The organism is Nonomuraea sp. NPDC050536 (assembly GCF_044457685.1).
In the GTDB taxonomy this organism is placed as follows: domain Bacteria; phylum Actinomycetota; class Actinomycetes; order Streptosporangiales; family Streptosporangiaceae; genus Nonomuraea.
Genome location: NZ_JBITHD010000017.1, coordinates 213,374 through 237,935 on the forward strand (window position 1 = coordinate 213,374; position 24,562 = coordinate 237,935).

The following is a 24,562-nucleotide window of genomic DNA, read 5'->3' on the forward strand; positions in this document are numbered from 1 at the left end:
ATCAGTCGACCTCCGGCACATCCGGATCGTCCCAGTCGGCGTCCCCGTCGTCGGCCCGCCGCAGCTTGATGTCCTCCACCCATGCGTACGCGAGCCGCCGGATCTCCTTGATCCGCGCCTCGGCAACCCCGTAGGCCTCGAATTCCTCGTCGGCGATCAGGTCAACGAACTCCAGCCGCGAGACGAGCTCGTAGAGGGAGAACTCCTCGTTGTGGATTCGCGCGAAGTTCTCCAGCTGCCGGAAGGAGTACAGGTGGGCCACGGACGCCACGTCGATGATGTCGCGGGCCAGGCTCCTCTCGTGCAGGGCCCGCATCTTGAGGCCGATCGCGTCTTCCAGGCCGACCACGCGCATCTCGCCGCATGTGAGGGGAGCCTGCTGAAGCGCCTCGCGCAGCAGGTCGAACTCGCAGGCCTGGCCGGTGACCGGGTCGGTGATGATCAGGCGGCCCATCCGCGGCGTCACCTCCAGCATGGTGACCGTCAGCCCGGCGGCGCGGAAGGCCTCGGCGACGCCCTCGGCCACGGCGGGCAGCGGGATCTCGGCGGCTGTGGCGAAGTCGAGGTCCTTGCTCGGGCGCTCGGTGAACCCGTGGGCCTTCATCGCATAGCCACCGGCCAGTACCAGTCCGTAACTGTCGCAGACCGGCAGGACGGCTGACAGCAGCCGCTCCTGGAAGGGCGGGAACCGCATCAGGAGGGGGCCTCCCACGACAGGGACAGCTTGCGCTCCCACGCCCGGCGATAGCTCGTTCCGAGCCCCTTGCGCAGCAGCGGCCAGTCGGCGGCCAGGTGGTGGGCGTTGAGGTAGACCTCGGCGTCGGCTCGGCCTCCGCCGGTGATCACGGTGCGATACATCGACATGCGCAGGCGGGGATCGGAGACGTCGTAGGCGCGCAGGCCGGACCAGGCGAGGTGCAGCGGCAGTTCGACCGTGCCCTCGGCCGGTCCGTGCAGGTCGTCGAGGGAGTCGGGCACCCGATCCTCGATCCCCTCCCACCGCGAAGGAAGCGTCACACCTCTAAGTATGCCGACGGCCCCGGCGGCTGGACGGCAGATCGTGGCGGCCGGAGACGAACTCCTGGAAGGCGATCTTGACCCGGATGACCGGGCGCCGCCAGCGTTCCTCCCTGCGCAGGGCCTTGTCCACCTTCCTGGTCGCGAAGAACCAGTGGGCCCACGGTGAGCCGGGACGCGCCAGCCGTACCGCGCCGATGACCAGGAGGAACGGGACGAACAGCCCCACGAGGCCGGTCCAGATCTTGCCCTTGAGCAGCGTGATGATGGCCAGCGCCAGGTTGCCGACGATGATCGCGCCAGGGCTGATGGGGGTGGCGAAGTCCCAGGTCAGGGGGCGGAGCCCCATCAGGAGCAGGCCGGTGACCGCCACGGCGACGAAGACCGCGTCGACCGAGGTGCGGCCCTCCTCCTCCCAGTACACGTCATGCAGGTGCAGGATCAGCGCGAACTCGTCCAGGACGAGCGCCGAACCGACGCCGAAGATCGCGGCCGTCCACGCGCTGCCGGCCATGAGCCCGGCCACGCCGCCGACCAGCATCAGCACGACGCCGAAGACCACGTGGTGGATGTGCATCTCGCCGACGCTGATGTTACGGAACCAGCCGATCTTGGCCCGGATCAGGCGGACGTTGATGCGGGTGGCGACGAAGGTGACGATGAGCGCGACGAAGAAACAGAACAGCGACAGCCGTCCCGTGCCGACGATGCTTTGCTGGAACCAGTTCCCCATGACCTAGGACACGATGGTACGAGCCTCCCGGACTTGATCGAACCCCGCCCGCTTCCGGAGTGCCCGCGTGTACTCCTCCAGAATGAGCGCCTGGCGCACGTTCTCGCGCACTCTGGTGAACGGCGGCGCGTCCGTGCCCGCCATCCGCTTGTACTGCTCGCGCAGCCGGCGGTCGGAAAGGTCCAGGTGGGCGGCGTAGCGCTTGCTGAGCGCGGAGTCCAGTTCGGCCGCGCGGACCTGGGCGTAGGTGTACTGGTCGTAGCTCGGCACGCCGGGCATCGGCCGCCCGGCCGCCGCCGCCTCGGCTCTGCGCCGGTTCTCGGCCGCGAGCTCCCGCTGGAACCCGGTCTCGCTGACGTCCGCCAGCAGGCCCTCTTCGCGGGCCCAGATCCGCCGCGCCTTGTCCAGTACGGCGGCGCCGACCGCCCGCTGCCGCAGCCGGTCCCCGGCGGTGACCCCGCCGTGCCGCGTGTCCCAGAACCCGGGTCCGAGCGGCACGCCGTACCCGGAGAACTCCGAGACGACCTCGGCCCTGACCGTGGCCGCGGCCCTGAGCACCTCGGCGGCCGTCACCGGTTCGCCGTCGAAGGTGGTCCCCGTCCGGGTGCCGAGCACCTGGGCGGGCGTGGCAGCGGCGGTGAGGGCGGCAGGCTTACCCGCCGCGGCGGGCTCGCCGCAGGCGGTGGACAGCGCCACGACCAGGGCCATCGCGGCAGCCGTACCGAATGCCCTGATCGTGGCGCCCATCGTCAGGCGATCTTCATGTCGAAGACGTGCAGGCCCGCGTTGGCCAGGGGGCTGCCGTCGGGCAGCGTGACCGAGGCGACCGTCTTGGCCGGGTCGAGCGGGACCGAGTATCCGAAGACCGACACGCCGGACTCGCGGGTCTGACCGCTGGCCGGGTTCTTGCTGCTGGTCTGGGTGATGTTGTGGTAGTCCGTGTGTGCCACCTCGACGCCTCCCTCAGGCGCCGTCGAGTCCCAGAAATCGCCGAAGCGCACCGTCCTGTCCTCGGCCGTGCCGTCGGTGTAGGTGACCTTGATGGTGCCCTCGCGCACCTTGAACACGCCCACGCCCAGCAGGACCAGCTTGCCGCCCTGCCCTGACAGCCGGATCGTCTGGCCCGCGGCCTTGACGTTGTCCACCCAGCCGTAGGCGCGCGGGTGCCAGACGAAGTCCGCGCCGAGCACGCTCACGGTCCTGCCCGGGACCAGCCCGGCCTGCTCCAGCCCCTGCCCCGGGTAGCTGCGGCCGCTGGTGGACAGGCCGCCGGTGTTCGGGTTGAGCTCGGAGCTGACACCGACGTTGTTGTAGGCGTCCTCGATCTTCGCGTACGGCGCGGCCGCGACGGCCTCGCCGGAGTACGCGCCGCGAGCGAGCGTCGTGAGCGGGTTGCCGAAGTAGTCGCGCTCGCCCAGCCCGTCCGCCGGCGAGCCGGAGCCCAGCGCTGGCGAGCCGGCCAGCAGCTTGTAGCCGTCCACATCGGCGGCGCCGGTCGCGGTGCCGGGCGCGGCCAGCTTCGGATCGGTGGTCACGGCCCTGGCGTCGGAGGCCGCCGCGGTGACGCCGCCGTAGTAGACGTTGGCGTCGTAGGTGATGCCCGTGCCCGCGGGGAACGCGCCCTCGGGGGCGTAGAAGATGTTGTTGACCAGCTTGGAGTCCTTGTTGGGGATCCTGAGGTCGACCTTCTGGCTGGCGCAGAAAAACGTGTTGTTGTAGACCCGCAGCGGCGCCGTGTCGGTGTCGGCGATGCGGCAGTCGTCCTGGGCGATGTTGAAGCGCAGCACGGCCGTGGCGTTGTAGTTGGGGAACTCCGTGCAGCCCTGGCAGCCGAGGAAGAACCCGCCCGCGTTGTCGTGGGAGTAGTTGTACTGGTAGAGGCAGGTTCCCTTGATCCCGCCGTCGCAGTCCCAGGCGGTGGAGTCGTAGATCGTGGGCCGCTGCCTGGTCACCTCGTTGTACTGGAAGACCGGGTCGATGGAGTTGATCGGCCACATGCCCGCGAAGTTGCCGTCGACGTAGGGGTACTTGCCCGCGCCGCCCTCGTCGAAGAGGTTGTGCTCCACCAGCGGCCTGTCGGAGGCGTGCACCACGATGCCGTCGCCGCCGACGGCCCTGATCGTGTTGCGCGCGATGTAGACGTCGCGGTGGTAGTCGTTGCCCTTACGGCTGATCTTGATCCCGCCGCCGCCGGTGTCGTGGATGTAGTTGCCGGTGATCGTGATGCCGTCGATCGGGCCGGGCACGCCGTCGGGCAGCGCCTGGATGCTGATGCCCGCCGAGTAGGCGAACCAGGAGGAGTTCGCCCCGGTCTTGTTGCCCCACCCTGCCACGTCGGAGATCTCCAGGTCACGCAGCACCAGCCCGCTCTTGGCCTCCGGCGTCGTGGAGTTGTACTGGATGCCCGTGCGCTTGGCGGTGGTCTGCGCCGGGTTGGTGACGTGCAGGTTCTCGATCGTCACGTAGCTGTTGTCGACCAGGTGGATCGCCCACTGGCCGCCGTCGCCCTGGATGATCGGCTTGGGGCCGTCGCCGTAGGAGGTGAACGTGATCGGCTGGCCCGCCGTACCGGATCCGACCGGCTCGAGGCGTCCGGCGCAGACGGTGCCGGTGCGGAACTTGACCGTGTCCTTTGCCCGCAGCCGCAGCGCGTTGACGGCGGCCAGGCTGTTGAGCGGTTCGGCGGCGTTGCGGCCCGAGCCGCCGTCGGGGGCCTGGCAGTCGACGAAGAAGTTGCGCGCGGCCTCGGCCTGGGCCGGGGCCGTCATCATGCCGAGCGCGACCGCCAGGGCGGCGAGGGCGGGGGTTAAGCGCATGTGTTCCTCTTTCGGGGGGTTAGGCGGAACGCGACAGCGTGGCGGGCTCGACACCGTGCAGAAACGGCAGGCCGCGCCGGTAGCGGTCGAGCTCGTCCAGGGCGAGGTCCGCCATCCGGGCGAGCTCCCCGCCGAGCGACCCGGCGATGTGCGGGGTCACCAGGGCGTTCGGCAGGTCGTGGAGGGGGGAGTCGGCGGGCAGGAACTCCGGCTCGGTGTGGTCGAGCACGGCGTACAGCCGCCCCGAGGCCACCTCGGCGGTCAGCGCCTCCTGATCAACCAGCGCGGCCCTGGCGGTGTTGATCACCGTGGCGCCGTCGCGCATGGCGGCGAGCCGCCGCCGGGACAGCAGGTGCCGGGTCTCGGGCAGGTCGGGCGCGTGCACGCTGACCACGTCAGAGTGGGCCACCAGTTCGTCCAGCCCGACCTGGGCCACCCCCAGGTCCTCCCGCAGGTACGGGTCGCTGACCAGCACCTCCAGGTCGAAAGGCCGCAGCAGCTCGATCACGCGCCGCCCGATCCGCGAGGCGCCCACGATGCCCACGACGCGCCGGTAGTTGCCGAACCCGGGGAAGCGGGCGTCCCAGTCGAGCGGCCCGCCCTGCTCCCGGTAGAGGCGGGCGATGTCCAGCACGCGCTTGTTGGCGAACAGGATCGCGGCGAGCGTGAACTCCGCGACAGGCTCCGCGTTGGCGGAAGCCGCCGAGGAGACCGCGATGCCGCGCTCCCAGCAGGCCTGGGTGACGTGGCCCTTGACCGAGCCCGCGGCGTGCACGATGGCCTTCAACCTGGGCGCCCCGGCCAGCACCTCCGCGGTGACCGGCGGGCAGCCCCAGGAGGTGAACAGCACCTCGGTCTGGCTCAGGTCGACCCCGGCGAAGCCGGCCACCCGGCCCTGCACGTCGGCGATCTCCGCCAGGCGGCGCTCGATCTCACTGGTCATGAGTCGTTCGGCCACGCCCGCGGCCATGGCGACAAGAGTCTTCACACGTTCCCCCGAAATATCCGTCACTTGACGCTGCCCGCCGTCATCCCGGCCTTCCAGAACCGCTGCAGCGACACGAAGACGAGCAGCAGCGGGACCACCGACAGCAGCGAGCCGGTGATCACCAGGCTGTGGAACTCGGGGAAGGCGTTGCCCTGCTTCTCCCAGGTGAAAAGGCCCAGGCTGAGCGGGTAGAGGTGCTGGTCGTTGAGCATCACCAGCGGCAGGAAGAAGTTGTTCCAGATCGCGGTGAACTGGAACAGGAAGATCGTCACGAAGGCGGGCAGCAACATCGGCAGCGCCACCCGCACGAACGTCCTGATCTCCCCCGCCCCGTCGGATCTGGCGGCCTCCAGCACCTCGCCGGGCACATACCCCGAGCTGAGCACCCGCGCCAGGTAGACGCCGAACGGGTGCACCAGCACCGGCACGAACACCGACCAGAACGTGTTGACCATCCCGATCTTGGAGGCCAGCAGGTAGAGCGGGATCGCGGTGGCCGTCGTGGGCACCAGCACGCCCAGCAGCACCAGGCCGAACAGCTTCTCCTTGCCCAGCCAGTCGTACTTGTCGAAGGCGTAGCCGCACATCACCGACACCAGCGCGCTCACGCTTGCGCCCATCCCGGCGTACAGGAGGCTGTTGCCGTACCAGCGGAAGAAGATCCCGCCGCTCTCGGCCAGCACGTTCCTGACGTTGGTGAACAGGTTGAACTCGCCGAAGGCGAACCCGTTGGTGGAGTACAGGTCCGTGAGCGACTTCGTCGAGGAGAACAGCAGCCACGTCAGCGGCAGCAGCGTGTAGAGCGTGGCGACGATCAGCAATCCGTTGACCGCCGCCCTGGACATCCACCTCATCGCCTGCTCCCCCACCTGGTCACCGCGTACGAGGCCACCGCCGCCAGCAGCGCCAGCAGGATCGAGGCCGCCCCGGCCTGGCCGATGTCGTTGTTGCCGAACGCCTCGTTGTAGGCGTACATGTTGGGCGTCCAGGTGCTGACGATCCCGTCGCTGACGTTGTCGAGCACCATCGGCTCGGTGAACAGCTGCAGCGAGCCGATGATCGTGAACAGCACCGTGGTGACCACCGCGCCGCGGATCAGCGGCAGCTTGACGCCCAGCGCGATGCGGACCGCGCCCGCGCCGTCCATCCTGGCCGCCTCCACCACCTCGGCGGGGATGGCCTGCAGCGCGGCGAAGTAGATGATCATGTTGTAGCCGACCCACTCCCACAGCGCGATGTTGACCACCGAGCCGAGCACGTGCCCGCCGCCCAGGAAGTTCACCTCACCGAGCAGGTCCACGATCGGGCTGACGCCGGGCAGGTACAGGTAGAGCCAGATCAGCCCTGCGATCACCCCTGGCACGACGTGCGGCAGGAAGAGCCCGAGCTGGAACAGCCTGGTCAGCCTGGCCAGCCCGGAATCCAGTAGCAACGCCAGCCCCAGCGCCCCGCCGATCATCAGCGGGATGTACAGCGCGCAGTACCCGAGGATGATCAGGAAACCGTCGGTGAACGCGCTGTCCTTCACCGTGTCCAGGTAGTTGCCGAGCCCGACGAAGACCGTCTCGGTCCCGCCGAACCCGAGCCCCGACGACTTCTCGCTGAACAGGCTCAGATAGACGGCATAGCCCAGCGGCGCCAGGATCGCCGCCGCGAACAGCACGAAGAACGGCGCCGTGAACAGGAGGATCGCCCCTCTGCGGCGCAAACTCTCCCTCACCTCTCACCTCCAAGATCTCCCGCCGTGCAGGATCGAGTGAACGCTGGGCGGGGGCGGCCCGCCGTACAGGGATCAAGAACGGCCGTGCAGGGTCACTGCTGGGCGACGTTGAGGCCGCGTGACTTGATCTCGGTGACCGTGGCCTGCTGGGCCGTGTCGAGGGTGGCGGGGATCGTGGTCTCGCCTGAGCTCACCTTGCCGAGCGCGTCCTTGAACGAAGTGAGCGTCTGCACCATGCTCGGCCCCCAGGTCCACCCGGGCTGGATGGTCTTGTAGGCGTCCGAGAAGAGGGCGTAGATGTCCTGCCCGCCGTAGAAGGAGGCGTCGAAGCTCTTGGCCGCGACGGGCACGAGGTCGGCGATGGCGGGGAAGCCGCTGGAGGTGCCGGAGGCCAGACGGGCCTTCCACGCGTCCTCCGAGCCCGTCAGCCACTTGATGACCTCGACCGCGGCCTTGGTGTTCTTGCTGGTCTTGCTGACGCCGAAGGTGGTGCCGCCGAGCATGCCGCTGGCCGGGGTGCCCCAGTTCGGTACGGGGGCGATGGCCCACTTGCCCGACTGGCCGACGTGGTTGCCCTTCATGACGCCCGCGCCCCAGTTGGCGCCGACGTAACCCCAGAGGGTGTCGTCCTCGAAGGCGGCGTTCCACTCCTGACTGAAGGACGGCTGGACCTTGACCAGGTCGTCCTTGACCAGGCCCTGCCAGTAGTCGGCGACCTTCTTGCTTGCCGCGTCGTTGATCGAGACCTTCCATGCGTCGCCCTCGGTGGCGAACCACTTGCCGCCTGCCTGCCAGGACAGGGCGGCCAGGACGCCGGGGTCGTCGGGGAAGAAGGTGGCGATCCTGGCCTTCTTGTCGGCCTTCTTGACCTGCTCCGCGGCCTTGCGGAAGTCGTCCCAGGTCTTGGGGGCCTCGATCTTGTTCTTCTCGAAGAGGTCCTTGCGGTAGAAGAACACCTGCGGGGCGGCGTCCATGGGCAGTGCCCAGGTCTTGCCGCCGAGGGTCACCAGACTGAACACATTGTCCGGATATTTCGTCTTTACGTCGGCTACGTCGTTGCTGAGGTCCTGCAGGGCGCCCTGGTTGACGAAGTCGGGCAGCTGCGCGTACTCGAACGACATCACGTCGGGAGCGTTGCCCGCCTTGACGGCGTTGGAGAACTTGGCGTAGCCGCCGGCGTTGCCCGAGGGGATCTCCTCGAACTTGATCTGGATGTCCTTGTGCGACTTGTTGAAGGCGTCGACGACCTCCTTGGTGCCCTTGGCCCAGCCCCAGAAGGTGACCTGCGTGCCCTGGGCGGCGGGAGCAGCGTCCCCGCCCCCACCGCCGCAGGCCGCGAGCACGGCCATCCCCAGCACTGCGACAGCCACGGCGGCGCGCTTGCGTTCCATGATTGCTCCTCATCGCTTCCGATCGCTAGTGCATCATTCGCTCATCAATGAGCGAATGTCTAGATATCGATCAGTAACGAAATGAACGCAAAACCCCCGACACCCCACCCCCAGGGAGTTGTACGCCAAGGGTCGCGCGTCGTCGCCAGCTTCCGCCCCGAGGGAACCGCCGTGCATTGGGACGTCGCGCAGGGGAGCGCATGAGAGGGCGCGCATGAGAGGGCGCGCGTGGTCGTGCAGGGGAGCTCGGCGGGTGGGGGTGTTAGAGGAGGGGGGCCGTGGAGGAGCGGGGGCGGAGTTCGGGGAGGAGGGCCAAGTGCTGGCCTGGGAGGTCGGGGTGTTCGAGGCGGCGGACCAGCAGGTTGACGGCGGCGCGGCCGACGGCGGACTTGGGCGGCGCGACGGCCGTGAGAGCGGGATCGCTGAGGGCCGCGACCTCGTCGTCATAGGCCACGATCGACACGTCCGAGGGGATGCGCACCCCGGCGATGCGCAGGTGCTGGACCAGGAGCAGCGCGTCCTCGTCGTTGTGCACGAGCAGTCCAGTCACCGAGCCCGACCTGATCGCCGACACCACGGCCTCGACCTGCGAAGGCGAGGGACCTTCCTGCTCGATCCCGAACTCACCGGGACCCGACAGGCCCAGGTCACGCACCGCGGCGAGGAAGCCGTGCCGTACCCGGGGCGCGGTCGGGCTGCTGCGCGTGACCATCGCGACCCGCCGGTGCCCGAGCTCCGCCAGGTGCCGTACGCCGAGGAAGGCGCCGTGCGCGTGGTGCGAGGCGGCCGCGTCGAGCAGCGAGGCGGGCCCGCCCAGCGAGGCCCGCCGTTCGACCAGGACCGCGGGCACGCCGAGGCCGGCCAGCCACTCCGCGTGGGATTCGTCGGGCTGCCTGCTCGGCGTGAGCAGCAGCCCCTCCACCCCGCCGTCGATCAGCTGCCTGACCTGCTTGCGGTCCTCCTCGTCGTCGTAGCGCGAGACGCCCAGCACGAGCCTGGCCCCCAGCCGCTCGGCCTCCTGCCTGGCCCCCTTGATCACGTTCGGGTAGTAGTAGGTGGCCGAGGGCACCAGCATCCCGACCGTCAGCGCCTCCTGCGACATCACATCAGGCAGTACGGCAGGCCGTGTGATGCCGCCGTGGACGCGGTTGACCAGGCCCCGCCCGGCCAGGAACTCCACGTCGCGGCGCAGGGTGACCATGGAGACCCCGAGCCGGTCGACGAGGTCGGCCAGCCGTACCGATCCTCGCTCGCGCACCTCGCGCAGGATCACTTCGTGACGTTCTTCGGCGAACACTGGGGGCTCCTTCGGCTAGACACCGCAGATTCTAGCGAGGTCGCTTTCGTTTGTGAACGGATGCTTTCGAACGATCAGACTGCTAGAGTCCGGCGCATGATCTCCCTCCCGCCCGAGGATCGTTCGCTCAGCCCGCACACCGGCTGGACTCGCGCCCACTGGGAGGCGGTGGCCGACGCGCTGCTGGCTGCGGTGGAACCGTATCGCTCCGCGGACGGATCCGTGATCGTCTTCCCGGGCGGCAGGGAGAGCGTCTCGCGGTGCGACGGGCTCGAGGGGTATGCCAGGACGTTCCTGCTGGCGGCCTTCCGCGTCGCGGGCGGCGGACCGGTCCGGCTGCTCGAGCCGTACGCGCGCGGCCTGGAGTCTGGTCCGAAGGTGTGGCAGCCGATCCGCGACCGCAGCCAGCCCATGGTGGAGGCGGCCTCCATCGCGATCTCGCTCTGGCTCACCCGCGAGCACCTGTGGGACCGCCTGGACCCGGCGGTCCGCGACGGCGTGACCGCCTACCTGGCGGACGCCCTGCGCCACGAGCCGGTGGACAACAACTGGTGGCTGTTCACGGTGATGGTCGGCGCGTTCCTCGGCGACCAGGACGTGGTCGAGCGCGGCCTGGCCAGGATCGAGCCGTGGTACCAGGGCGGCGGCTGGTACTCCGACGGCGCCAACCGCTCCTTCGACCACTACAACGGCTGGGCCATGCACCTCTACCCGGCCCTGCTCACCCACCTCACCCACGCCTCGCCCGGCCGGTACGGCGATCGGTTGCGGAAGTTCCTGCGCGGTTACGCCCTGACGTTCGACTCCGGCGGCGGCATGCTCTACCAGGGCCGGTCGGTCACCTACCGGTTCGCCTCGGCGGCCTCGCTGTTCGCCGGGGCGCTGCTCGACGCCACGCCGCTGAAGCCCGGCCAGACCCGGCGGATCGCCTCCGGCGTGCTGCGCCACTTCCTCGAGCACGACGCGCTCTCGCCGGAGGGCCTGCTCACCCTGGGCTGGTACGGCCCGCACGAGCCCTCGCTGCAGGGCTACTCCGGCTACGCCTCGCCGTACTGGGCCTCCAAGGCCTTCCTCGGCCTGCTGCTGCCGGCCGATCACCCCGTCTGGACGGCCACGGAGGAGCCGGGCCCCGAAGGGGTCGTCGCGCTGCCCGAGCCCGGGTTCGTCGTGCAGAACACGGGCGGCATCGCCCGCGTGCTCAACCACGGCAGTCAGCACCACCCGGGCGACCCGCTCTACGACCGCTACGCCTACTCCACCCGCACGGGCCCCACCACGGCAGCCGACGTCCCCGACAACCACCTGGCGATCCTCCAGGACGGCGCCTGGACGCCCCGCGGCACGATCACCCCGCGGGGCGCGGGCACGCTGGGCGACACCGCCTGGGCGAGCTCGGCGGGCAGCGCCGACAGTCTCAGCGTGGCACGCGGCCCCGTCGAGGTGCGCATCCATCGCGTCCCGCCCGGCTCCCGGGCCCGCCAGACCGGCTGGGCGCTCCCCCAGGCCACCGCCGCCATCACCGGGGACCCGTCGGTCGTCCTGAGCGCCCACCTCACCTCCGCCCTGAAGGGCCTGTACGGCTGGGCCACGGCGTCGGCCGCCGAGGCCCCGTCGGGTACGGCCTTCGGCAGCCCGGCCACGGTCCCGGTACTGGAGGGCGTGGCGGAGGACGGCTGGGTCGTGAGCGTGGCCACGCTCACCCGCGAACCCGTGACGGAGCTGCCCACCGCGACGGTGGCCGGGCACGTCACGATCACCTGGCCGGACGGCGTCATCCAGGAGTTCACCGCGAGCGGGCCGGTGGACCCAGGACAAGAGGGGCCCGCGGGGTCAGGACAGGAAGGCGCGTAGCAAGGCTGCGGTGCCTTCCAGGTGCTCCGACACGGCCTTGCGGGCCGCCTCGGGGTCGCCCGCGAGGATGGCGGTCACGATGGCACGGTGCTGGGTGGCCGCGTGGTCGATGTTGACCTGCAGCATCGGGATGGCGTTGAGCAGGTCGCTGACCCGCAGCCGCGCGTCGGCACAGGCCGTGGCCAGCAGCGGCGACCCTGTCAGCTCGGCGATCGACAGGTGGAAGGCCGTGTCCAGGCGCCGGTAGTCCTCTGGCGCGGCCCCGTCCACGTCCGCCAGGCGGCGTTGTAATGCCGCCCGCTGCCCGTTGCTGAGCTTGGCCGAGGCCAGCACCTGGGCCGCCCCGCACTCGACGGCCATGCGGAAGGTGAGCGCGTCGGTCAGGTCGGCGGTGCCCATGTCGGCCACCACGCGGCGCAGAACCCCGGTGTCCGGCGCGGGCGGGGTGTAGGTGACGAACGCGCCTCCGTAGCGGCCGCGCCGTACGTCGAGATAACCGGCTTCCTGCAGGGCGCGGATCGCCTCGCGCAGCGTGACACGGCTGATGCCGAGCTGGACGGCCAGCTCGCGCTCCGGGGGAAGCTTCTGGCCGGGCCCGACGACACCCAGCTTGATGGCCTGCAGGAGCCGCTCGACGGTCTCCTCGAAAGCGTTGCCCGCCCGGACGGGCCTGAGCACCGTCAGGGGGTTCATCATCATTTCACCAGAATCGTCCAACGTGTCCTCAGGTCTTGACAACCGATCCCGCCATGCACATCAATGGTCTGAGACTAGCCCAATTAACGGGAAAGCGCGTCAGGCCAGATCGGAGCGTCCATGGGGTTGCTGTCCGTAGACGAACTACGTGACGACGTGTCCGCAGGCCGCGTCGACACCGTACTGCTGGCCATCGCCGACATGCAGGGCAGATTGCAGGGCAAACGGCTGTCCGCGCGCTACTTCGTGGAAGAGGTGCTCCAGCACGGCTCGGAGGGCTGCAACTACCTGCTCGCGGTGGACGTCGACATGAACACCGTGGACGGTTACGCGATGTCGTCCTGGGAGCGCGGGTACGGCGACTTCGTGATGAAGCCGGACCTGTCCACGTTGCGCCGGGTGCCCTGGCAGGAGGGCACGGTCATGCTGATGGCCGACCTGACCTGGGAGAACGGCGAGGACGTGGCGCCGTCCCCGCGGCAGATCCTGCGCAGGCAGATCGCCCGGCTGGAAGAGCGCGGATTGCGCGCCTTCGTGGGGACCGAGCTGGAGTTCGTGGTTTACGAGGACTCCTACGAGGACGCCTGGAAGCGGGCCTACCGCGATATGACGCCCGCCAATCTTTACAACGTCGACTATTCGCTGCTCGGAACCGCGCGTATTGAGCCGCTGCTGCGCCGGATAAGGCTGGACATGGAGGGCGCCGGGCTCTATGTCGAGTCGGCCAAGGGCGAGTGCAACCTGGGCCAGCACGAGATCGCCTTCCGCTACGACGAGGCGCTCAAGACCTGCGACAACCACTCGATCTACAAGAACGGCGCCAAGGAGATCGCCGCCCTGGAGGGCAAGTCGATCACCTTCATGGCAAAGCCGAACCAGCGCGAGGGAAATTCTTGCCATATCCACATATCAGTGCGATCTGTGGATGGCGACCCGGTGATGGCAGGGGACGGGCCGCACGGCCTGTCCAAGCTCGGCGAGCATTTCATCGCCGGGCAACTGGCCTGCATGAAGGAATTCACCCTCTTCTACGCGCCGAACATCAACTCCTACAAGCGGTACGTGCCAGGAAGCTTCGCGCCGACCGCAATAAAGTGGGGAGTGGACAACCGCACCTGCTCGCTGCGCCTGGTAGGCGGCCACGGGCACTCGCTGCGCGTGGAGAACCGCGTGCCCGGCGGCGACGTGAACCCCTACCTCGCGGTCTCGGCGCTCATCGCCGCCGGGCTGTACGGCATCGACGAGGAGCTGCCGCTGGAGGAGGCCTTCGGCGGCAACGCCTACACCTCGGGCGCCGAGACGGTGCCGCACACGCTGCGGGACGCGCTGACGCTGTTCGAGGGGTCGAAGCTGGCCCGCGAGAGGTTCGGCGACGACGTGGTCGCGCACTACGCCAACTACGCCAAGGTGGAGCTGACCGCCTTCGACGCGGCGGTCACGGACTGGGAAATGTACAGAGGATTCGAACGACTGTGAAGATCATCAACCCGGCGACCGAAGACGTGGTCGCCGACGTCGAGCTGGCTGACGCGGCCGAGGTCGACCGCGCCGTGGAGCGTGCCAGGCGGGCCTACGCCACCTGGCGCGACGTGGCCCCCGGCGACCGGGCCAGGCTGCTGCGCAGGCTCGCGGCGCTGGTCGGCGAGCACGCCGAGGAACTGGCCCTGCTGGAGGTCACCAACTCCGGGCACCCGATCGGCAACGCGCGCTGGGAGGCCGGCAGCGTCCGCGACGTGTTCGACTTCTACGCGGGCGCGCCCGAGCGCAACCACGGCAAGCAGATCCCGGTGGCGGGCGGCATCGACGTCACCTTCCAGGAGCCGCTCGGCGTGGTCGGGGTCATCGTCCCGTGGAACTTCCCCATGCTGATCGCGAGCTGGGGCGTCGCCCCGGCGCTCGCGGCGGGCAACACGGTGATCGTGAAGCCCGCCGAATGGACCCCGCTGACCGCGCTGAGGCTGGCCGAGCTGGCCCTGGCGGCGGGCCTCCCCGAGGGGGTGCTCCAGGTGCTGCCTGGGGCAGGGGAGGTCGCGGGAGCCCGCCTGGTCGAGCACCCGGACGTGGCCAAGATCGTGTTCACCGGTTCCACCGAGGTGGGCAAGGAGATCGCGGCCAAGGCCGCGGCCCAGGTCAAGCGGATCACCCTCGAACTGGGCGGCAAGTCCGCCAACATCGTCTTCAACGACGCCGACATCGACAAGGCCGCCAGGACCGCGCCGTACGCCGTCTTCGACAACTCCGGGCAGGACTGCTGCGCCCGCTCCCGGGTGCTGGTCCAGGCCGACGTCTACGAGGAGTTCCTGGAGCGCCTGACGGAGGCGGCCAGGGGCGTGAAGGTGGGCGATCCGCTGTCCACCGAGACCGAGATGGGGCCCCTGGTCAGCGCCGAGCAGCGCGAGCGGGTCCGGTCGTTCATGGACGGCACGCCGTACTTCCAGGGCGACTGCCCGCAGGGCAAGGGGTTCTGGTTCCCGCCGACGATCCTGACCTCGGAGCTGACCGACCGGACGTTCACCGAGGAGATCTTCGGGCCGGTCATGTCCGTGGTTCCGTTCAAGGACGAGGCGGAAGCCGTACAGATCGCCAACGACACCCAGTACGGGCTGAGCGGCTCGATCTGGACCCGCGACGTCGGCCGGGCGCTGCGCGTGGCGCGGGCCGTCGAATCGGGCGCGCTGAGCGTGAACTCGCACTCGTCGGTCCGCTACTGGACGCCGTTCGGCGGGTTCAAGCAGTCGGGGCTGGGCCGCGAGCTCGGACCCGACGCCCTGTCCGCTTTCACCGAGACCAAGAACGTCTTCATTTCCTGGGAGTAGTGCAGTATGCAGCGTTTGCAGGACCGCGTCGCCGTGATCACCGGTGCGGGCAGCGGGATCGGCCTGGCCACGGCGCGGCGCTTCGCCGAGGAGGGCGCCAAGGTCGTCTGCGTCGACATCGACGAGGAAGCGGGCGGCAAGGCGGCCGGCGAGGTCGGCGGCATCTACGTCAAGGCGGACGTCACCAACGAGGACGACGTCATCCGGATGTACCAGACGGCCTACGACACCTACGGCAGCGTGGACATCGCCTTCAACAACGCCGGGATCTCCCCGCCGGACGACGACTCGATCCTGGAGACCGGGATCGACGCCTGGCGCCGGGTCCAGGAGGTCAACCTGACCAGCGTGTACCTGTGCTGCAAGCACGCGCTGGAGTACATGCGCCGCCAGGGCAAGGGCTCGATCATCAACACGGCCTCGTTCGTGGCGGTGATGGGCTCGGCGACCTCGCAGATCTCCTACACGGCCTCCAAGGGCGGCGTGCTGGCCATGTCGCGCGAGCTGGGTGTGCAGTTCGCCCGCGAGGGCATCCGCGTCAACGCGCTGTGCCCGGGTCCGGTCAACACGCCGCTGCTGCAGGAGCTGTTCGCCAAGGACCCCGAGCGGGCGCAGCGCCGCCTGGTGCACGTCCCTGTCGGCCGCTTCGCCGAGGCCACGGAGATCGCCGCCGCGGTCGCCTTCCTGGCCAGCGACGACGCCAGCTTCATCACGGCGTCGCAGTTCCTCGTCGACGGCGGCATCTCGGGCGCCTACGTGACGCCGCTCTAGGAAGATCTCTTGTACGGCAGGCCTGGGAGGGGAGAGTCGTGACACGTCCGGTCATCGGAATCTCGTGCTACGTGGAGACCGCGCGCTTCACCGTGTGGGAGATGACCACGTCCCTCCTCCCCCACTCCTATGTCGACCAGGTCGTGCGGGCGGGCGGCCAGCCGGTCGTCCTCCCGCCCGTCGGGGAGGCCGGTTCCCTGGTGGACCGGCTCGACGGGCTCATCCTGGCCGGCGGGGGCGACATGGATCCCGCGCGCTACGGCCAGAACGCCCTGGATACCACCGGATACATCCGGAAATTTCGGGATGACGCCGAGCTTGCCCTGATGGACGGCGCCCTCCGGCGCGGCCTGCCGTTCCTCGGCATCTGCCGTGGCATGCAGGTGCTGAACGTGGCGCTCGGCGGCACCCTGCACCAGCACCTCCCGGACGTCGTCGGCCATGGCCTGCACTCCCCCGCTCCCGGCAAGTACGGCTCCCTCCCCGTGCGCCCGGTCCCGGGAACCCGCCTCGCGGAACTTCTCGGCGAGGCCCCTGTGGACGCCTCCCACTACCACCACCAGGCCATCGACCGCCTGGCGGACGGCCTCACGATCAGCGCCCACGCCGACGACGGCACCATCGAAGCCGTGGACGTCGACGACCACCCCTTCGCTCTCGCCGTCCAGTGGCACCCGGAGGTCGGCACGGACGACCGCCTGTTCAAAGCCTTGATCACCGCCTGCTGAATTTGGGCCTTACTGGAAACCTTCTTTACTTTTAAACTTGTGGTGTGGATCTCGAGGTCCGTCACCTAAGGGTGCTGTGCGCGATAGCAGACAGCGGGAGCATCTCCAGAGCCGCCGCGACCCTGGGGATGTCACAACCGGCGATGGCCGCCCAGCTCAGGCGCATCGAGCGGCAGTTCGGTGGCGCGCTGTTCGACAGAGGCCATGACGGCGCGACGCCGACCCCGCTGGGCGAGTGGCTGCTGGCCAGGTCGAGAAGCCTGGTGCCCGCCTTCGACGAGCTGGAACGCGACGCGAAAAGGCATTCAAGCGGAGACATGATCCGCGTAGGGTGCGCGCCCACGCGGCTGGCGATCTACGTGGCCAAGAGCCTGCACCGGCTGCTCCCCGAGGCCGACATCAGGCTGCGCACCGAGCAGACCATGGACGCGCTGCCCGGGCTGCTGGCCTCCGAGCGGATCGAATTGGCCACGCTGGACGACTACCCGGGCCACGAGCTGTCGCCGCCACAGGGCGCCGCGTACGCGGTGATCGCGATCGAGCCGCTGTTCGTCGGCCTGGCCCAGGACCACCCGCTGGCCGGGCGGGAGGAGGTCGAGCTGGCCGACCTGGCCGAGGAGGACTGGGCGCAGCCGGCGCAGCTGGAGTCGGGGCCGCGCGAGCACTTTTGGGGGGCCTGCACGGAAAGCGGCTTCGCGCCGCGCCTGGCCTACGGCGTCAACCTCGAGGTGGCTCTGGACCTGATCTCCGAGGGCCGCTGCGTAGGGCTGTTCCAGGCCACCGCGCCGGCCAGGGAGCGCGTCACGCTGCGCCCGCTGAAGGACGCGCCGCTGCGCTTCCGTCACGTGCTGGGCTGGACGACGCGGGGCCCGTTCGGGGGTCAGGCCGACGATCTCGTCGAGACGGTGCGCAAGACGTACTGGGCGGAGTCGATGCGGGCGCCCGTCTATCGCGCCTGGTTGAAGCGCCACGGAAGGGCCATAGCGTGACGTTATAGGAAGTTGTTGGGTACCGCCCTCTACACGGCCTGTGAAGACTTGGGATCGACTCCACTCCGACACCCCCTGAGGAGCCAAGAGAGTGAAACCCAAGCTCAGGCTGGGGGCTGCCGCCGTGCTCGCGGTGGCCCTCTCCACCGTCTCGCTCGCCGGCGCCACGAGCGCCGGGGCGGCGAGGGCGGTGGACCCGCCATCCCCCGATCCCCGTCATAACGCGATCGCCACCTCGCAGAACCTGATAAAGGCCGACAAGGCGGCGTTACAGGCCACCGACCAGGACTCCTTCGCGCTCACCTCCAGCATCGAGGGCCCGCGCGGCCTGCAGTACCTCACCTACGGCCGCACCCACGCGGGCCTGCCGGTCTACGGCGGCGACGTGGTCGTGGCCACCGACTCCTCCGGCGCGGTCGTGCAGTCCGTCGCCTCCGGCCAGCAGAGCAGGATCGACGTCTCCACCAAGCCGGCCGTCACCGCCGTGAGGGCGGCGGTGACGGCCAGGACCCGCCTGGCCAAGGTGGCCTCCGTGGCCACGCCCACCCTGGTGATCCACGCCACGACCGCCAAGCCGCGCCTGGCCTGGGAGGTCGTCGTCACCGGCGCCGACCACCCGAGCACGCTGCACGTCTACGTGGACGCCGGGACCGGCAAGGTGATCGACCAGTGGGACGAGGTGCGTGAGGGCACCGGCAACAGCTACTACAACGGCAACCCCGTCACGATCGACACCACGCCCGCGTACACCATGCGCGACCCGAACCGCAGCGGCATCCAGTGCGGCGGGCAGAACGGCCAGCCGTACACCAAGTCCACCGACAGCTGGGGCAACGGCGGCGGCACGAACCTGGAGACCGCGTGCGTGGACGCGCTGTTCGACGTCCAGCACGAGTGGGACATGCTCAAGAACTGGCTGGGCCGCAACGGCATCAACGGCCAAGGCGGCGGCTACCCGGCCTACGTGGGGCTGAACGAGGTCAACGCCTACTGGACCGGCTCGTACGCCACCTTCGGCCACAACCAGGCCGGTAGCCAGCAGCTGACCTCGATGGACGTCGTCGGGCACGAGTTCGGCCACGGCGTCTTCCAGTTCTCCGGCGGCGGCGGCTCGGGCAGCGGCAACGAGACCGGCGGGCTCAACGAGTCGACCGGCGACATCTTCGGCGCCCTGCTCGAGCACTACGTCAACGAGCCGGCCAGCCTCGACCCGCCCGACTACCTGGTCGGCGAGGAGGTCAACCTGGCGGGCAACGGCCCGATCAGGAACATGCAGAACCCGTCGGCCACCGGCGACCCGAACTGCTACAGCTCCTCGATCCCGAGCACCGAGGTGCACGCGGCGGCCGGCCCGCAGAACCACTGGTTCTACCTGGTCGCAGAGGGTACCAACGGGAGCACCAGGTGTGACGGCGGCGCGGCGATCACCGGCATCGGCATCCAGAAGGCCGGCCAGATCTACCTGGCCGCGCTCAACACCAAGACCCTGCCGTGGACGTACGGCAAGGCCAGGGTGGCCACCCTGAACGCGGCCAAGTCGCTGTTCTCCGGGTGCAACGAGTTCAACGTGGTGAAGGCGGCATGGAGCGGTGTGAGCGTGGGCGCGCAGTCGGGCGAGCCGACCTGCACCGCGCAGCAGAACGACTTCAGCCTGGCGCTCGACCCGGCCTCCGGCACCGTCCAGCCGGGCGGCACGGCGACCACCACGGTCAGGACCACGGTGACCAGCGGCTCGGCGCAACAGATCACGCTGAGCACGGGCACGCTGCCCGCGGGCGTGACGGCCCAGCTCAACCCGCCGACGATCACGGCGGGCCAGACCTCGACGCTGACGCTGACCACCTCGGCCGGCAGCAGCGGCACGCAGTCGATCCAGGTGATCGCCACCGGCGCGAACGCCACCCACCAGGCGAACTACACCCTGCAGATCGGGCAGCCGAGCAGTGACTACTCCTTCACCGTCAGCCCGGCCTCGGCGTCGGTCCAGGCGGGGCAGTCGGCCACGGCGACGATCAGCACCCAGGTGACCGCGGGCCAGACGCAGCAGATCACGCTGTCGGCCACCAACGTGCCCAGCGGAGTGACGGTGACGTTCAACCCGCAGACGATCAACGCGGGCCAGTCGTCGACCGTCACGTTCACCACGACCGCGTCGGTGTCGCCGAACACCTACCCGATCGGGCTGAACGCCGACGGGGCCGGCGCCGACCACACGGCCACGTTCAGCCTGACGGTCAGCGGCAGCTCGCAGACCACCTGGCAGCCGTGGACCGCCTACGCGACCGGCGCGGTCGTCACCTACAACGGCGTGCAGTACCGGTGCCTGCAGGCGCACACCAGCCAGCCGGACTGGACGCCGCCCGCCGTACCGGCGCTCTGGCAGCCGATCTAATCCCGTGAGCTGGGGCGGCCGTTCACTCCGGGGCGGCCGCCCCCTTTTCGTGTGAGGACTCATGAGAATCAAACTCGTCGCGTCGGCGCTGGCGCTGGCGGCGACCTCGCTCGCGCCCGTCGCCGATCCGTCCACGCCACCGGACGTCCCGGTGGCGAACGTGCAGGCCCACCTCAGCCAGCTGCAGACGATCGCCTCGCAGAACGGCGGAAACCGGGCCTCGGGCCGGTCCGGCTTCACCGCCTCGATCAACTACGTCAAGGGCAAGCTGGACGCCGCCGGGTTCACCACCCGCGTGCAGAGCTTCAGCGGCGGCAGCAACCTGATCGCCGACTGGCCGGGCGGCCCCGCCAACCAGACCGTGATGCTCGGCGCGCACCTCGACAGCGTCTCGGCCGGGCCCGGCATCAACGACAACGGATCCGGCTCGGCCAGCCTGCTCGAGATCGCGCTGACCCTGGCCGCGACCAGGCCCACGCTCACCAAGCACGTGCGCTTCGGCTGGTGGGGAGCCGAAGAGCAGGGCATGGTGGGCTCGCGTTACTACGTGCAGAGCGGCGGCGCGAGCGGCGTGGAGGTGTACCTCAACTTCGACATGGTCGCCTCGCCCAACGCCGGCTACTTCGTCTACGACGACGATCCCGCGCTGCAGCGGCTGTTCAACGACTACTACGGCACGCTCGGCCTGCAGACCGAGCCGGAGGACGAGGGCGACGGCCGCAGCGACCACGCCTCGTTCAAGAACGCCGGCGTCAGGGTGGGCGGCGTCGCCGCGGGCGCCGACTACATCAAGACCTCCGCGGAGGTCGCCAAGTGGGGCGGTACGGCGGGCCAGCCGTTCGACCGGTGCTACCACAGCTCGTGTGACAGCTACCCGGCCAACATCAACGTCACGGCGCTGGACCGCAACACCGACGCCACCGCCTACGTGCTGTGGAAGCTGGCCGTGGGCGCGGGCACGCCCGACTACTCCGTCTCGGTGAACCCGGCCTCGGCCACGGTCCAGCCCGGGCAGTCGGCCACCACCACGCTGAGCTCGTCCGGGCAGGGACAGACCATCTCCCTGTCGGCCACGAACTTACCCTCCGGTGTGAGCGTGACCTTCAATCCGCAGACGATCACGGCGGGCCAGTCGTCCACCGTGACCATCGCCACCACCAGCGGCGTCACGCCGAACACCTACACGATCGGCCTGGGCGACCCCGGCCACTCGGCGCCCTTCGCACTGACGGTGAGCGGCGGCCAGGGCACCACCTGGCAGCCGTGGACCGCCTACGCGACCGGCGCGACCGTCACCTACAACGGCGTCCAGTACCGATGCCTGCAGGCGCACACCTCGCAACCCGACTGGGAGCCACCCAACGTCCCCGCCTTATGGCAGCGGTCGTAGCACACTCGACAGCACCACGAGCCCGACGCCGTACCCAGCGTCGAGCTCGTGCTGCTTTTCCCGACCGGCTCGCCGCTCTACATCGCTGCGGGTGGTCGCCGTCTCGATCGTCGCCGCCCGCTACCTCAGCAGGCGGCTCCGCCTACCACCCACCCCCTTGCTGGTCCTGCTCGGCCTGCTGCTCGGCGCGCTGCCGTTCGTGCCCTCGGTCCGGCTGGATCCGGCGTTCGTGCTGACCGTCCTGATCCCGCCGCTGATCTACCAGCACGCCGCGGAACGCTCCGCCCCGCGCGAGGCCCGCGCCGACTGGGGCGCGATCGCGATGCTCGGCGTCGGGCTCACGCTGCTGTCGGCCGCCGTCGCCGGCCTGGTCGCGCACCTGCTGCTCCCGGAGCTGCCGTGGGCGGCCGCGCTGGCGCTCGGTGCCGCGCTCGCCCCGACCGAGGCCCGCGCGCTCGAACGTCTGGGCGCTCCCGAGCGGCTCACCACGCTGCTGCGCGGCGAGAGCCTCGTCAACGAGGGCGTCGCGGTGGTGCTGTTCGCGATCGCGCTGGAGCAGCTGTCCAGGCCGGTGACCGTACCGCATGCCGCCCTGCAGATCGCGGGGGCGATCGCCGGCGGGGCGCTGGTGGGGCTCGCGGTCGGTCTCGCCCTCCTCACCTCGTGCCCGGCCTTCGCGGCCGCCGACCGAGGAGGAGGCGCAGGCCAGGCGGGTGGCCGCCTCGGCCGCGATGCGGCGCCTGGACCAGGTCGCGCCCGAACACGACGCCACCCAGGTGTGGGGCCAGCGCCAGGTCGTCACCATCGAGGCCCACGGCCACTCCACGGAACTGCGGCGCGAGGTGGCCAAGGCGCAGCGCGACAGCCTCAACCGCCAGTACGCGGAAGGCCGGATCGGCGCCCCCACCCTCCACCGCCTCACCGAGGAGATCGACCTCCGCGACCCCCACGCCACCCGCCGCCCCTGACCATGGGAGGGCGGCCGTCCCGGGGGAGGCGGTGGCGGCGGCCCTGCCGTACCAGAGAAGCCCTAGAGCTGTCAGGCCGAATCCGCGCTAGGCTGGCGGGGACACCGTCGAAGCCGTGCGGGAGAGCGTCCTGACACCCGGTCAGGGCCCCTGAAGGAGCAAGCCCTCCCCGCGAACCTCTCAAGGCAAAGGACCGCACGGGCGAGGTGACCTCTGGAAAGCAGGCCTGTCACAGGCCTCGCCGAAGGTGAAAGTCCGGCAAAACCCGGGCGAAGCTCTCAGGCAACGATGACAGAGGGGGAGGATCCTGGCATCCGACCCTGCCCTGAGGTGCGAAACGACATGTCCCGACCGACACCGCTGCGAGACGTACACGAGAGTCTCGGCGCCACGCTCACCGACTTCGCCGGCTGGCTGATGCCGCTGCGCTACGGCAGCGAGTCCGCCGAGCACACCGCGGTCCGCCAGGCGGCCGGGCTCTTCGACCTGTCGCACATGGGCGAGATCTTCGTGACCGGCCCGCAGGCCGCGCTGGCGCTGGACTACGCGCTGGTCGGCCACCTGTCCGCGCTGACGCCGGGCCGGGCGCGCTACACCATGATCGTCAATCCCGGGGGCGGGGTGATCGACGACCTCATCGTCTACCGGCTCCAGGACGACGAGTTCATGGTGGTGGCAAACGCCTCCAACTACGAAAAAGTCGCTGATGAACTGGTAAATCGGACGAAGGACTTCGACGCCACGGTCGAGGACCGCTCCGACCAGTACGCGCTGATCGCCGTCCAGGGCCCGAGGGCGCAGGAGATCCTGTCCCAGCTCACCGACGCCGACCTGGAGAACCTCAAGTACTACGCGGGCCTGCCCGGCGTGGTCGACGGGCGGCAGGCGCTCATCGCGCGCACCGGTTACACCGGTGAGGACGGGTTCGAGCTGTTCGTGGCCAACCAGGACGCCGTCCCGCTCTGGGAGGCGCTCACCCGCATCGGCACACCGTACGGGATGATCCCCGCGGGGCTGTCGGCCAGGGACACGCTCAGGCTGGAGGCGGGCATGCCGCTGTACGGCAACGAGCTGAACACGGAGCTGACCCCGTTCGACGCGGGACTGGGACGAGTGGTGAAATTCGACAAGCCCGGAGACTTCGTCGGCAGGGCGGCGCTGGAGGCGGTCAAGGAAACCCCGCCCAGGCGTCGGCTGGTCGGCCTGGTCGCCCAGGGCCGCCGGGTGCCGCGCCACGGTTACCCGGTCACCAAGGACGGCACCGTCGTCGGCGAGGTCACCAGCGGTGCGCCTTCCCAGACCCTGGGCAAGCCCATCGCGATGGCCTACGTGGACACTGGTGTGCAAGAGGGTCTGGCCGTGGACATCCGGGGCAGCCAGGAACCTATGGACCTGGTCGAGCTGCCTTTCTACAGGAGGAAGTAAGTTGAGCAACATCCCTGACGAGCTGAGCTACACCAAGGAACACGAGTGGGTGGCCGGACTCGACGACGGCATCACCGTGACCGTGGGCGTCACCGCCTACGCGGCTGAGGCCCTTGGTGACGTCGTGTACGTGCAGCTCCCCGAGGCGGGCACGACCGTCGAGGCGGGCGACTCCGTGGGCGAGGTCGAGTCGACCAAGTCCGTCAGCGAGATCTACGCCCCGGTCGGCGGCGAGATCGTCGAGGTGAACCAGGCCGTGGTGGACACGCCCGACCTGGTCAACAACGACCCGTACGGCGAGGGCTGGATGTTCCGCATGCGCGTCGAGGGCGATCCGGAGGACCTGCTCTCCGCCGAGGAGTACACCGCCCTGACCTCGGGCGAGTCCTGACCCATGGCCGGGGCCCGGCCAGGGCCCCGGCTCATCTCCCCGCGGAAGGGCGGATCAATGGCGATCAGCGTCTTCGACCTCTTCAAGATCGGAATCGGCCCGTCGAGCTCGCACACGGGCGGGCCGATGGCCGCCGCGCACAAGTTCGCCCGCGGGTTGCACGATGACGGCCTGCTCGACTCG

General features: G+C 69.7%; 23 protein-coding genes, 1 pseudogene and 1 riboswitch. Of the genes and pseudogenes, 13 read left to right on the forward strand and 11 right to left on the reverse strand.

Features of this window, described 5'->3' with window-relative positions; translation table 11 throughout:
• Position 1: 1 nt before the first annotated feature.
• From ACIBHX_RS38170 to ACIBHX_RS38215, 10 genes are all read right to left on the reverse strand, one after another.
• Positions 2-694, reverse strand: coding sequence for a nucleotidyl transferase AbiEii/AbiGii toxin family protein (locus ACIBHX_RS38170; protein WP_397072315.1), 693 nt, complete (start codon positions 692-694; stop codon positions 2-4).
• The gene (locus tag ACIBHX_RS38175) at positions 694-1,017 is read right to left on the reverse strand and encodes a hypothetical protein (RefSeq protein WP_397072316.1); all 324 of its coding nucleotides are present in this window, start codon (positions 1,015-1,017) and stop codon (positions 694-696) included. The genes ACIBHX_RS38170 and ACIBHX_RS38175 overlap by 1 nt, the downstream gene beginning before the upstream one ends.
• A gap of 4 nt (positions 1,018-1,021) precedes the next feature.
• Positions 1,022-1,750, reverse strand: coding sequence for a hypothetical protein (locus ACIBHX_RS38180; RefSeq protein ID WP_397072317.1), 729 nt, complete (start codon positions 1,748-1,750; stop codon positions 1,022-1,024).
• A gap of 3 nt (positions 1,751-1,753) precedes the next feature.
• Positions 1,754-2,497: a hypothetical protein gene (locus ACIBHX_RS38185; RefSeq protein WP_397072318.1), complete on the reverse strand. Its 744-nt coding sequence runs from the start codon at positions 2,495-2,497 to the stop codon at positions 1,754-1,756.
• A gap of 2 nt (positions 2,498-2,499) precedes the next feature.
• A complete protein-coding gene (locus ACIBHX_RS38190) occupies positions 2,500-4,566 on the reverse strand; it encodes a right-handed parallel beta-helix repeat-containing protein (RefSeq protein ID WP_397072319.1) in 2,067 nt (688 codons plus the stop codon).
• A 19-nt stretch (positions 4,567-4,585) separates the two neighbouring features.
• Positions 4,586-5,554: a hydroxyacid dehydrogenase gene (locus tag ACIBHX_RS38195; RefSeq protein ID WP_397072320.1), complete on the reverse strand. Its 969-nt coding sequence runs from the start codon at positions 5,552-5,554 to the stop codon at positions 4,586-4,588.
• Positions 5,555-5,574: 20 nt separating this feature from the next.
• Complete coding sequence (locus tag ACIBHX_RS38200; protein ID WP_397072321.1) at positions 5,575-6,408, reverse strand: carbohydrate ABC transporter permease; 834 nt, start codon at positions 6,406-6,408, stop codon at positions 5,575-5,577.
• On the reverse strand, positions 6,405-7,274 hold the full coding sequence (locus ACIBHX_RS38205) for a carbohydrate ABC transporter permease (protein ID WP_397072322.1): 870 nt from the start codon (positions 7,272-7,274) through the stop codon (positions 6,405-6,407). The genes ACIBHX_RS38200 and ACIBHX_RS38205 overlap by 4 nt, the downstream gene beginning before the upstream one ends.
• A 92-nt stretch (positions 7,275-7,366) precedes the next feature.
• Positions 7,367-8,665, reverse strand: coding sequence for an ABC transporter substrate-binding protein (locus tag ACIBHX_RS38210; RefSeq protein ID WP_397072323.1), 1,299 nt, complete (start codon positions 8,663-8,665; stop codon positions 7,367-7,369).
• Positions 8,666-8,927: 262 nt separating this feature from the next.
• Positions 8,928-9,962 carry a substrate-binding domain-containing protein gene (locus ACIBHX_RS38215; RefSeq protein ID WP_397072324.1) on the reverse strand — a complete coding sequence of 345 codons (1,035 nt, stop codon included), beginning with the start codon at positions 9,960-9,962 and terminating at the stop codon, positions 8,928-8,930.
• Positions 9,963-10,058: 96 nt separating this feature from the next.
• On the opposite strand from ACIBHX_RS38215, the gene ACIBHX_RS38220 reads away from it, so the two are divergent.
• Positions 10,059-11,813, forward strand: coding sequence for a DUF2264 domain-containing protein (locus tag ACIBHX_RS38220; protein ID WP_397072325.1), 1,755 nt, complete (start codon positions 10,059-10,061; stop codon positions 11,811-11,813).
• On the opposite strand, the gene ACIBHX_RS38225 is transcribed toward ACIBHX_RS38220, so the two are convergent.
• Complete coding sequence (locus ACIBHX_RS38225; protein WP_397072326.1) at positions 11,793-12,512, reverse strand: FadR/GntR family transcriptional regulator; 720 nt, start codon at positions 12,510-12,512, stop codon at positions 11,793-11,795. The genes ACIBHX_RS38220 and ACIBHX_RS38225 overlap by 21 nt on opposite strands.
• Before the next feature lie 117 nt (positions 12,513-12,629).
• On the opposite strand from ACIBHX_RS38225, the gene ACIBHX_RS38230 reads away from it, so the two are divergent.
• The 12 genes and pseudogenes from ACIBHX_RS38230 to ACIBHX_RS38285 all read left to right on the forward strand — a co-directional run.
• A complete protein-coding gene (locus ACIBHX_RS38230) occupies positions 12,630-13,985 on the forward strand; it encodes a glutamine synthetase family protein (protein ID WP_397072327.1) in 1,356 nt (451 codons plus the stop codon).
• Complete coding sequence (locus ACIBHX_RS38235) at positions 13,982-15,325, forward strand: aldehyde dehydrogenase family protein (RefSeq protein ID WP_397072328.1); 1,344 nt, start codon at positions 13,982-13,984, stop codon at positions 15,323-15,325. Before ACIBHX_RS38230 ends, ACIBHX_RS38235 begins: the two co-directional genes overlap by 4 nt.
• A 6-nt stretch (positions 15,326-15,331) precedes the next feature.
• Complete coding sequence (locus tag ACIBHX_RS38240; RefSeq protein ID WP_397072329.1) at positions 15,332-16,096, forward strand: 3-oxoacyl-ACP reductase; 765 nt, start codon at positions 15,332-15,334, stop codon at positions 16,094-16,096.
• Positions 16,097-16,134: 38 nt separating this feature from the next.
• Positions 16,135-16,824, forward strand: a complete 690-nt coding sequence (locus ACIBHX_RS38245; protein ID WP_397072330.1) for a gamma-glutamyl-gamma-aminobutyrate hydrolase family protein — start codon at positions 16,135-16,137, stop codon at positions 16,822-16,824.
• Positions 16,825-16,868: 44 nt separating this feature from the next.
• Complete coding sequence (locus ACIBHX_RS38250) at positions 16,869-17,813, forward strand: LysR family transcriptional regulator (RefSeq protein WP_397072331.1); 945 nt, start codon at positions 16,869-16,871, stop codon at positions 17,811-17,813.
• 91 nt (positions 17,814-17,904) lie between these two features.
• Complete coding sequence (locus tag ACIBHX_RS38255; protein ID WP_397072332.1) at positions 17,905-20,205, forward strand: M4 family metallopeptidase; 2,301 nt, start codon at positions 17,905-17,907, stop codon at positions 20,203-20,205.
• A gap of 61 nt (positions 20,206-20,266) precedes the next feature.
• Positions 20,267-21,595, forward strand: a complete 1,329-nt coding sequence (locus ACIBHX_RS38260; RefSeq protein ID WP_397072333.1) for a M28 family peptidase — start codon at positions 20,267-20,269, stop codon at positions 21,593-21,595.
• Between the two features lie 91 nt (positions 21,596-21,686).
• Positions 21,687-22,184, forward strand: a pseudogene (locus tag ACIBHX_RS38265) (cation:proton antiporter); the annotation flags it as partial.
• Positions 22,185-22,326: 142 nt separating this feature from the next.
• Positions 22,327-22,563, forward strand: coding sequence for a hypothetical protein (locus ACIBHX_RS38270; RefSeq protein ID WP_397072344.1), 237 nt, complete (start codon positions 22,327-22,329; stop codon positions 22,561-22,563).
• Positions 22,564-22,671: 108 nt separating this feature from the next.
• A riboswitch (glycine riboswitch) is annotated at positions 22,672-22,769 on the forward strand.
• Positions 22,770-22,905: 136 nt separating this feature from the next.
• Positions 22,906-23,988 carry a glycine cleavage system aminomethyltransferase GcvT gene (gene gcvT / locus ACIBHX_RS38275; RefSeq protein ID WP_397072334.1) on the forward strand — a complete coding sequence of 361 codons (1,083 nt, stop codon included), beginning with the start codon at positions 22,906-22,908 and terminating at the stop codon, positions 23,986-23,988.
• A 1-nt stretch (position 23,989) separates the two neighbouring features.
• Entirely contained in the window at positions 23,990-24,379 is a 390-nt protein-coding gene (gene gcvH / locus ACIBHX_RS38280; RefSeq protein ID WP_397072335.1) for a glycine cleavage system protein GcvH, read from the forward strand.
• 57 nt (positions 24,380-24,436) lie between these two features.
• Positions 24,437-24,562, forward strand: a 126-nt coding sequence (locus ACIBHX_RS38285; RefSeq protein ID WP_397072343.1) for a serine dehydratase beta chain, incomplete at its 3' end; no start/stop codon positions are given.